This is a genomic window from Neobacillus thermocopriae, from assembly GCF_010975035.1.
Classification (GTDB): domain Bacteria; phylum Bacillota; class Bacilli; order Bacillales; family Cytobacillaceae; genus Neobacillus; species Neobacillus thermocopriae.
The window spans coordinates 137579-146802 of sequence record NZ_JAAIUV010000006.1; the positions used below are offsets into that span (position 1 = coordinate 137579).

The window sequence follows — 9224 nt, forward strand, 5'->3', positions numbered from 1 at the left end:
CTTTTTCTCTCAATTATAGGTAAAATATTAATGGACTTTTTACATTGGAGGAACAATGCATGTTAGTATTTGTCTTTATAATCGTGATCTTATTTGCTTTCTATTTATTTTATAAAACAAAATACTTTAGAAGCAACCGTCCTGTAGAAAAGAAATGGCTTTCTGCTAAATCAAATATTGTTCTCGGTCTATTCGTTCTATTCTTCGGCATTAATTCATTATTCATTTCTCAATCCATTGGTGTTTATATCATTGCTGCCATTTTCATCATCTATGGAGGCTTTTTCAGTTTGATCGGCTATAGAAAATATAAACATTACCTACCATTTGCAATTGAGGAAGCAGAAATGTTAAAAAATAATAATTAATAAAAGCAAGCGATGGGTGCTGAAGCTATGAAATAAAACGGAGCCGCTTCATAATGGAAGCGGCTTTTTTATGTTCGATCAATTAACTGACACATCATCAATGCTTTACCAACTAATATACCTTCATTGAAAACTTCTACATCTACTTTTCCAAACTTCCGTCCAACCTCTAATATTTTTGGATAGATTTCAAGCGTTGTTTCCATCTGAACTGGTTTTAGAAAGTAGATCGACATATTTTCAACGACAAGATCCCCTTTTTTATAGCTACGTAATACCCGATTGGCAGCCTCAGACACAATAGTCGTAAATACTCCATATGAAATGGTTCCCAAATAATTGGTCATTTGCGGAGTAACCTCACAGGTAAATGCTTCTTCTCCTTTTCCCGCTTGTATGAATTTCATTTGATTAGTTACGATATCATCAAGCGTCTCACCAACCTGTGGCTGTCTTTGATTCATTTGCAGCGCCTTCAGTACATCCTGCCTACTAACTAGCCCTTCTAAACGGTTCGAGTCATCTGCTACAGGCAAAACCTCAATTCCTTCCCACACCATTGTATGGGCTGTAGATGCCACACTTGTTTTCCCTGTCACTGTCATTGGTTGCTTTGTCATAATCTTTTCAATTGGTGTATCTTCATTCTGCCCCAAAACATCCTTGCTGGTGACCATCCCTTGAATTTTCATGTTATGGTCGACAACCGGATAACGGCTATGAGTGGTTTGCTTGTTTAATTCGTGCCACCTCGAAACTTTATCGGTCGTAAACAAATAATAAGTTTTCGAGAGAGGAGTCAAAATATCTTCAACTAATATTATTTCCTTTTTAATTAATTGGTCGTATATCGCCCGGTTAATCATGGTGGCCACTGTAAACGTATCATAACTAGTGGAGATAATCGGTAGTTCCAGTTGATCAGCAAGACGTTTTACATGCTCTTCCGTATCAAAGCCCCCAGTAATAAGGACAGCAGCACCTGCTTTAAGCGCCAATTCATGTGCCTGTGTCCGGTTACCGACAATTAATAGATTGCCAGCTTCGGTATAGCGCATCATCGCCTCGAGCTTCATCGCCCCGATAACAAATTTATTTAAAGTTTTATGCAGGCCAGTTTTTCCGCCCAAAACCTGTCCATCAACTATATTAACGACTTCTGCATACGTAAGTTTTTCAATGTTTTCTTTTTTCTTCCGTTCAATTCGAATCGTTCCAACTCGTTCTATCGTACTGACAAACCCTTTATTTTCCGCTTCTTTTATGGCACGATAAGCTGTACCTTCACTTACATTCATCGCTTTGGCAATTTGTCTAACAGAGATTTTTTCCCCAATTGGAAGTTCGTCAATATATTTTAATATTTTTTCATGTTTTGTCTTAGCAGCCAAGAGCTTCACCCTTTAACAATCGAATTCGAATCTATCCGTTCAACAGATGTCTCTAAATCCCATTATAAGGTGAATCTAATGTTGATTCAATGCAATACCATATTGGTTTTTAATGAAAAGAACGTTTTTTCACCCTTCTCGGCTGAGGCTTTTGAACTTGTTTTTTTGGAGAATAAAGGATCCCTGTTAGATTACCAGCAATTACCATTAGCGCAAACGCTAGCCACGAGATAGCAAAAATCCCCTGTTCTCCTTCGAAAGCTACATGAAGTCTCGGAACAGCATAATAGAGCATTAAACCACTGAGCAAAAGGCACATCAAATATCGATTTTTCTTCATTTATTTTTCCTCCTCCATAAAAATGAATGCTTGTTTCATCTTTATGCACTTTGGAGGAAAAAAAGTAGTTATAGTTCGAGCACTTCACCTGGCTCTAATACTTTCCCATTTTTATCTTCTAACATTTCAATAAATTGATATGGATCTTGTTGAATAGGTGGAAACGTATTGTAATGAATTGGAACCACTGTTTTTGCCTGCAAAAGTTTAGCTGCGTATGCGGCATCCTCTGGCCCCATTGTAAAATTGTCGCCAATTGGTAAAAATGCTACATCAATTGGATGACGTTCTCCAATCAGTTTCATATCCGAAAACAGTCCCGTATCTCCTGCATGATATATGGTCTTTCCTTCACTCATAAACAGAATACCAGCAGGCATGCCACAGTATATTAGTTCATTATTTTCTGTTGTATAGCTGGAACCATGGAACGCTTGTGTTAGCTTTACTTTACCAAATTCGAATTGGCAAGCGCCGCCAATGTGCATCCCATGTGTATTCACTCCCTGCCAACTTAAATAGGTTGCTAATTCGTGGTTTGCCACCACCAATGCATGATTCCTTTTTGCCAGTGCAACTGTATCCCCGACATGGTCATTATGTCCATGAGTTAAGAGAATCACATCTACTTTTATTTCTTCCGTCTTTAAATCCGTTAAACCATTTCCAGTAATAAATGGATCAATTAAGATGTTTTTTCCATTCGTCTGAATTTGTACAACTGAATGTCCATGATAAGAAATTTTCATATTATTCATGTCCCCTTTTTATAAAAATAACTATTATGTACTTCCATAAAAAATTTAGAATTCCTTCCTAATTATACCTAGATCAAATTTGTTTTCACACCTGCTATCCCCAGATAGTTTACATTTCAATCATCTATTGATACTCTCAAAATGGATGTAATTTTTTATAGGGGGCAGAAATATGAATCAACGGTTAGAAAAGCTTCAATCATGGATGAAAGAAAATGAAATTGAAGTTAGCTTTGTTACCTCTTCTGAAAATGTCTTTTATATGAGCGGTTTTTATACAAACCCACATGAACGGCTGCTTGCTCTTGTTGTATTTCAGGAAGCAGAGCCGTTTCTTGTTTGTCCGGCCATGGAAATTCATGATGCCAAGAATGCTGGATGGAATCATGAAATTATTGGCTTTAGTGACATTGATAACCCTTGGGAAATGATTCATCGTTCTATCCAATCAAGAATGGATAGCATTGCAAAAGTTGCTATTGAAAAAGAACATATGAATGTAGAACGCTATGAAAATCTTATGAAATTATTCCCTAACGCGAAGTTTGTTCCGGCAGAAGAAAAACTAAGATTCCTTCGAATGATTAAAGATGAAAAGGAATTAAAAATCCTAGAGGAAGCCTGTTCTCTAGCTGATTATGCAATCGAATTCGGAGTCAGCGAAATCAAAGAAGGGAAAAGCGAACTTGATGTATTAAATGCCATTGAATACGCCCTAAAACAAAAAGGGGTAACGGAAATGTCTTTTTCCACAATGGTATTAACCGGAGCGAATGCGGCTTCTCCTCACGGAACTCCAGGAAATAATAAAATTCAAAAAGGAGATCTTGTTTTATTTGACTTGGGCGTTGTTGTCGATCGTTACTGCTCAGACATAACAAGAACAGTAGCTTATGGAGATATTAATGACAAACAAAAGGAAATTTACGATACAGTATTAAAAGCACAATTAGCTGCACTTGAAGTAAGTAAGCCAGGAGTAACTGCGCAAGAGGTAGATTTAACTGCTCGTCGGATCATTGCTGATGCTGGATATGGAGAGTATTTTCCACATCGTCTTGGCCATGGTCTTGGAATTAGCGTACATGAATACCCATCTTTGACCGAAACGAATCCATTGGTTATTAAAGAAGGAATGGTTTATACAATTGAACCTGGTATCTATGTTCCAGGAATAGCAGGTGTTCGGATTGAAGATGATGTGTACATCACAGCCAATGGTGCACGTACACTTACTAAATATCCGAAAGAATTACAAATCATCCAATAATCCGTTTGGATTTTTTTCACATTGAACTATCATCCTTTTTAAGGTAATATACTAATACAAGCTGCATTGTACGTAATGATAATAAAGTTTTAACCTTTAAGCTGTAATAGGGAGTTTAACCATTGAAGCCGGAATGACAGGCCTCTGTCTATATGACATGGAGGACACGCAGGAAACGCTTCTGAGAACACCCACTTTGAGGAGTGGTGGTTTAAAACTTTCTTATTCGAAGTACGGCAATAGCGGCTCTAACAAATTGGGTCTTTCTAGCCAGCTTCCTTTTGAGAGGCTGGCTTTTTTATTTCATAAAGAGGGTATCCCAAATGTATACTTTATTGGGACACCCTTTTTTGTTTACTCTGAATCCTTTCTTTTGCTTTCAATTAGGTTCGTTTTTCCGAGGGGCGTAAAGGAGTCTCCTATTGTGCACCTTCTCCTCCAATCAATCACTGACTGGATAAATAAAAATTGAATCGTTTTACATAAGAAAATCGTTCTTTTTAAAAAGAACGATTTTTTTTGTACAAAAATTGACCCACGGAACGACCATTCACTCTGGATAGCATTCAACATCTACTCTCTACATTTAGGTAGCGCCATTCACCATACCATTAATAAATCGTATTATAGACCTTATGGAACAACCTCTGCTTTTTATCCTAGTAATTCTCTCGCATCTCGATATTCTAGTCCATGGGCATCAGCAACAGCTTTATAGGTGACATAGCCATTTAGTGTATTAATCCCCTTTAATAAGGCTTCATTATCTAAGCAGGCTTGGCGGTATCCTTTATTTGCAATCTGGAGTGCATAAGGAACCGTTACATTTGTTAAGGCAAAAGTAGATGTTCTCGGCACGGCTCCCGGCATATTTGCCACCGCATAATGAACAACCCCATGCTTAACATAAGTTGGATCACTATGTGTGGTAATTCGATCTGTTGTTTCAAAAATACCCCCTTGATCGATCGCAATATCGACAACCACACTGCCCTTTTTCATCGATTTAACCATCTCTTCTGTTACCAGCTTAGGCGCCTTCGCTCCTGGTATAAGAACAGCCCCGATAACCAAATCTGAATCCTTTACTGCTTCGGCAATGTTATAAGGGTTTGACATGAGAGTCGTAACTTCTGATCCAAAAATATCGTCTAACTGGCGCAGGCGCTCGGGGTTCAAATCAATGATCGTTACCTTTGCACCTAAACCAATCGCCATTTTAGCAGCATTCGTACCGGCAACACCACCTCCGATAATGGTGACTTTTCCTCTTTGTACCCCCGGTACACCAGAAAGAAGAATTCCCATACCACCATTGATCTTTTCCAAAAATTGTGCACCGACCTGAGTTGCCATTCTGCCAGCAACCTCGCTCATAGGCGTCAATAATGGCAAAGTCCCATTTGGAAGTTGAACGGTTTCATAGGCAATACCCACTACTTTTTTCTCAATTAGTGCCTTAGTTAATTCCGGTTCAGGTGCTAAGTGTAAATATGTAAATAATATTAATCCCTCACGGAAATACTTATACTCCTCTGGAAGTGGCTCCTTTACCTTCATCACCATATCCATTGACCATGCCTCTTCCGCTGAGTTAACCAATTTTGCTCCCGCAGCTTGATAATCTTCATCTGTAAAGCCAGAGCCCAATCCCGCACTTTTTTCCACAAACACTTCATGTCCAAATTGAACAAGATTGACTACTCCTGCAGGTGTCATTGCCACACGATTTTCATTATTTTTAATTTCTTTAGGTACTCCAATGCGCATGATGGTTCCCTCCACAACAAATTGTAAACACTTTCATTTTATCAAATAACAAGCTTTTTCCAAAATATAGCCTCACCAAAAAATGGTAAGGCCTTTTCCCTTTTGTTTAGATAAAGAACGGATAAAAGAACGGGAAGCCAAAGCCAAATCCGAAAGGCGGGTAATATGGAAAAAATGGGCGGTAGTAATAAGGTCTCCATCCCCACGGTCTCCCCCATCCCCAAACACGGTAATCATTGTTTCCATAATTTAGTGGGGGGTCATTAGGCATTTGTTCAGGAACCATATACATATTCTCATTCATGGTGGTTTTACCTCCTCAATGTGATGATTCATGTCACTAAAGAATATGCATCTGTGGAGGTATATTCTTGGGTATACGCCCTTAATTTCCGTTTTTAAAAAGATTAAGCATAAATGTGTAAAAGCTGCCCAATTAGATGGACAGCTAACCTTTTATCTATTTCCCTTACTCCTCTTCTTCTGAAAAATCATCCTTTGTTGCAATATAGGTATCTTGATCAATAAAACCGCTGTTATATGCGTTCATAATTTGCTCACTGATCTCACTTTCCCATTGCTCATCGAACTCAAAAGAATATCTCTGGTTAGGGTCAAACTTGCCCATCTAAAAAACCTCCTATTAATGTAAGTTCTTCATTATTGTTCGAAAAATTGCAACAGGTATACATTGTTAAATATTGTATAATCCGAAGTAGGGAGATGATAATTATGGGAATGAAATACCAAAAAATTATGGTAGCCGTTGATGGTTCAAAGGAAGCGGATTGGGCATTTAAAAAGGGAATTGAAATTGCCAAACGAAATCACGCTTCCTTGATTTTAGTCCATGTCATTGATACTAGATCATTTGCAATGATTGAAGCGTATGATACAGTTATTGGGGAAAGGGCAGAAAAATTAGCACAAGATATGCTTGAAAATTATAAAGAACAAGCGGAAATGGCCGGTATGTCCGATGTAAAATATGTCATTGATTTCGGTTCCCCTAAGATTAAAATTCCAAGAGATTTAGCTAAAAAACATCATATCGATTTAATTATTTGTGGGGCGACAGGTATGAATGTTATGGAAAGATTTTTTATCGGCAGTGTTTCAGAACACATCACTCGCTATGCTCCCTGCGATGTTCTTGTCGTACGAACAAAAAAAGCTTTAGAATAATTGATTTACTGGCATCAAACAGTTTCATAGCACCTGTGCTTTTCAAATGAACTCGGAAGTTTTTTAATGAACGCCTCTTAAATCTGTAGTACAATGAAAGCAACTTACTCTTACATATCTTGGAGGCTATTCATGAAAGCACATTTTTCCTTCGATCATAGACTCGGTATTGAAATTCCTGATTTAGCAGCTGAATGGGAAGAATATAGTAAAAAGACACAGGAAGAGATCCTACTTCATTGGGAGCAAATTAGGGGTTCTATCCCAGACAGAATTGCGGAACTTGAAAAGGAAATAAATCAAAAGCAGGCTCAGCTTTCGAATGAAAATGATTTTCTTCGATCCTGTCAGCTTAATACGGAAATAGCAGAACTAGCATCCATCATCAATGACTTGTGGATTTGGTACCGCGCTAACCAAACGATATCCGGAAAAGTCCACCATTAATAATCGAAGCTGGCACTTAAATACAGTGCCAGCCCTTTCTGCTTGTTATAAATCTTTTTGAATTTCCTTTACAACATGGCCAATTTCAGGAAGGATGAGCTTATTCATTGCAAGCTTAACAGCCCCAGATGACCCCGGAGTTGAGAAAATGGCTTTATTTTTCACCACCCCAGCAATTGCCCTAGAAAGAATCGCCGCTGAACCTATATCCTCTTGATAACTCAAAATTCGAAACAACTCTCCAAACCCAACAATCTCTTTATCAAGTAAGCTTTGAACCGTTTCGATCGTGACATCCCGTTTGGCAATACCTGTACCACCATTCGTTAATATCACATCAATATCCTCACGTTCACATCCTTTCAAGATTTCTGACTTGATTTCAGATACATCATCCTTTACTATGACATAATCCACAATAAAGTGCCCCGCTTGTTCAAGTAGGTCCACCATCAACTTGCCACTCTTATCAGATTCCTTATCTCTTGTATCACTTACTGTTATTACTTTACAATTTACCATTTTTTGAGCTGTCCTTTTATGTTCCTGAAAACTCATTTTGAAAACTCCTCTTTCTCATACAAATAGCGCAATTGATAATATTTTTCCGCAAATGATGTTACTTTTCTTGTTAACTGATAATTTACCCCTGCTCCTATGGCAATACCAAAAAGCGGTATCCCTTGTATCAACTTATGACGGAATTGTGATATAACCATTGCCTTTAATAGCTGTTGTAGTGGCTGTTCAATCCAGTTGATATCTGTTATTTCTTCCTTTCCTTCATAAAAATAAGGATTTTCCATTAATTCTAATTCCTGTTTTAATTCTAACCATCCCTGCTTTTGTAATCTATGAGGAAGGCAAGCCGTATGAAATACCTTTAAAGAAGTCATCATTTCAAAAGGAGTATTCACTTCAAAGCCGTATGTCATTGCAATTAATTGTACAACCCTTAAATTGATGAATGTCAATGTTGGAATATCCATCCCTAAAAGCATCTTGTTACCTGTACCTACCAATCCCCCTTGTACAAGGGAATAAAGCCGATGTCTTGCAATAAGCTGCCCTGCTATGTAATGTAATTGGTCAATTTCCAATTGCCTCATATCTTCAATTTTTTCAACTTCTTTAAGGAAAACCCTTCCAGAATCAAGAATTCTTTCCTTCTCATCCTGTTGCATCTGAGAAGATTGAATCATCCCGTGCAAATGAAACAACCAACTATCAATCACAGTGAAAAATTGCTTTTGAATCTTTTCAGGCAACAAGGAAAAAGTTCGATGTAAATATTTTTCATAGGCAAGTTGCAGGTCATTAGTCTCATAGTTCAGCAACTGATTTTCCCATTCTTGTATTTCTTTAAAGACGCTTCTATCCCGCTCAGTAAGTGGCATGTCAAGAGCCTCCTTTAGAAATCTTTTCATAAGTATATCATAAAAAAAGCAAAAGCCCTCATTGGGCTTTTGCTTGATTGTAGACAAAAGGCATTCCGAATAAGCTTAATTCGAAATGCCTTTTCAAATTTTAAGCAATTTTTGGTCTATATTAACTTTAATTTGACCCCAACGGGGTCAATTATTATACCATTTTTGGACTAGTCCAAGTCCAGTTTGCCAGTTTCTTTAAATTCATTGCAGCAAAAGTAAGCATCGCCTGCATGGACAATTTTTTAAGGCCTCTTAAAGTCGTCCA

12 protein-coding genes and 1 other RNA gene are annotated in these 9224 nt (G+C 37.8%); 5 read left to right on the plus strand and 8 right to left on the minus strand.

Going from position 1 to position 9224, the window contains the following annotated elements; all coding sequences use genetic code 11:
- Positions 1-59 precede the first annotated feature (59 nt).
- Positions 60-368: a YtpI family protein gene (locus tag G4Z05_RS06035; protein WP_163183777.1), complete on the plus strand. Its 309-nt coding sequence runs from the start codon at positions 60-62 to the stop codon at positions 366-368.
- 68 nt (positions 369-436) lie between these two features.
- Here G4Z05_RS06035 and G4Z05_RS06040 read toward each other — a convergent pair whose 3' ends face one another.
- The 3 genes from G4Z05_RS06040 to G4Z05_RS06050 all read right to left on the minus strand — a co-directional run bounded on the left by G4Z05_RS06040 (position 437) and on the right by G4Z05_RS06050 (position 2848).
- Positions 437-1759, minus strand: coding sequence for a CBS domain-containing protein (locus tag G4Z05_RS06040; RefSeq protein ID WP_163250952.1), 1323 nt, complete (start codon positions 1757-1759; stop codon positions 437-439).
- Between the two features lie 109 nt (positions 1760-1868).
- Positions 1869-2099: a hypothetical protein gene (locus G4Z05_RS06045; protein WP_163250954.1), complete on the minus strand. Its 231-nt coding sequence runs from the start codon at positions 2097-2099 to the stop codon at positions 1869-1871.
- Positions 2100-2167: 68 nt separating this feature from the next.
- Positions 2168-2848 carry a metal-dependent hydrolase gene (locus G4Z05_RS06050; RefSeq protein WP_163250957.1) on the minus strand — a complete coding sequence of 227 codons (681 nt, stop codon included), beginning with the start codon at positions 2846-2848 and terminating at the stop codon, positions 2168-2170.
- Between the two features lie 181 nt (positions 2849-3029).
- On the opposite strand from G4Z05_RS06050, the gene G4Z05_RS06055 reads away from it, so the two are divergent.
- Together G4Z05_RS06055 and ssrS are read left to right on the plus strand one after the other, a co-directional pair.
- Positions 3030-4127, plus strand: a complete 1098-nt coding sequence (locus G4Z05_RS06055; RefSeq protein ID WP_163250959.1) for a M24 family metallopeptidase — start codon at positions 3030-3032, stop codon at positions 4125-4127.
- 55 nt (positions 4128-4182) lie between these two features.
- Positions 4183-4380, plus strand: a non-coding RNA gene (ssrS, locus tag G4Z05_RS06060) — 6S RNA.
- Between the two features lie 401 nt (positions 4381-4781).
- Here ssrS and ald read toward each other — a convergent pair.
- The 3 genes from ald to G4Z05_RS06075 all read right to left on the minus strand — a co-directional run bounded on the left by ald (position 4782) and on the right by G4Z05_RS06075 (position 6525).
- Positions 4782-5897, minus strand: coding sequence for an alanine dehydrogenase (ald, locus tag G4Z05_RS06065; protein ID WP_163250960.1), 1116 nt, complete (start codon positions 5895-5897; stop codon positions 4782-4784).
- Between the two features lie 106 nt (positions 5898-6003).
- Positions 6004-6201, minus strand: coding sequence for a hypothetical protein (locus tag G4Z05_RS06070; RefSeq protein ID WP_163250962.1), 198 nt, complete (start codon positions 6199-6201; stop codon positions 6004-6006).
- 165 nt (positions 6202-6366) lie between these two features.
- On the minus strand, positions 6367-6525 hold the full coding sequence (locus tag G4Z05_RS06075; protein WP_163250964.1) for a hypothetical protein: 159 nt from the start codon (positions 6523-6525) through the stop codon (positions 6367-6369).
- Positions 6526-6629: 104 nt separating this feature from the next.
- Here G4Z05_RS06075 and G4Z05_RS06080 point away from each other — a divergent pair, with 104 nt between their 5' ends.
- A complete protein-coding gene (locus G4Z05_RS06080) occupies positions 6630-7082 on the plus strand; it encodes a universal stress protein (protein ID WP_163250966.1) in 453 nt (150 codons plus the stop codon).
- 132 nt (positions 7083-7214) lie between these two features.
- The gene (locus G4Z05_RS06085) at positions 7215-7529 is read left to right on the plus strand and encodes a DUF4391 domain-containing protein (RefSeq protein ID WP_163250968.1); all 315 of its coding nucleotides are present in this window, start codon (positions 7215-7217) and stop codon (positions 7527-7529) included.
- A 45-nt stretch (positions 7530-7574) separates the two neighbouring features.
- Here G4Z05_RS06085 and G4Z05_RS06090 read toward each other — a convergent pair whose 3' ends face one another.
- Both G4Z05_RS06090 and G4Z05_RS06095 read right to left on the minus strand, forming a co-directional pair.
- A complete protein-coding gene (locus tag G4Z05_RS06090; protein WP_163250969.1) occupies positions 7575-8087 on the minus strand; it encodes a MogA/MoaB family molybdenum cofactor biosynthesis protein in 513 nt (170 codons plus the stop codon).
- On the minus strand, positions 8084-8926 hold the full coding sequence (locus G4Z05_RS06095) for an EcsC family protein (protein ID WP_163250971.1): 843 nt from the start codon (positions 8924-8926) through the stop codon (positions 8084-8086). The genes G4Z05_RS06090 and G4Z05_RS06095 overlap by 4 nt, the downstream gene beginning before the upstream one ends.
- Positions 8927-9224 lie beyond the last annotated feature (298 nt).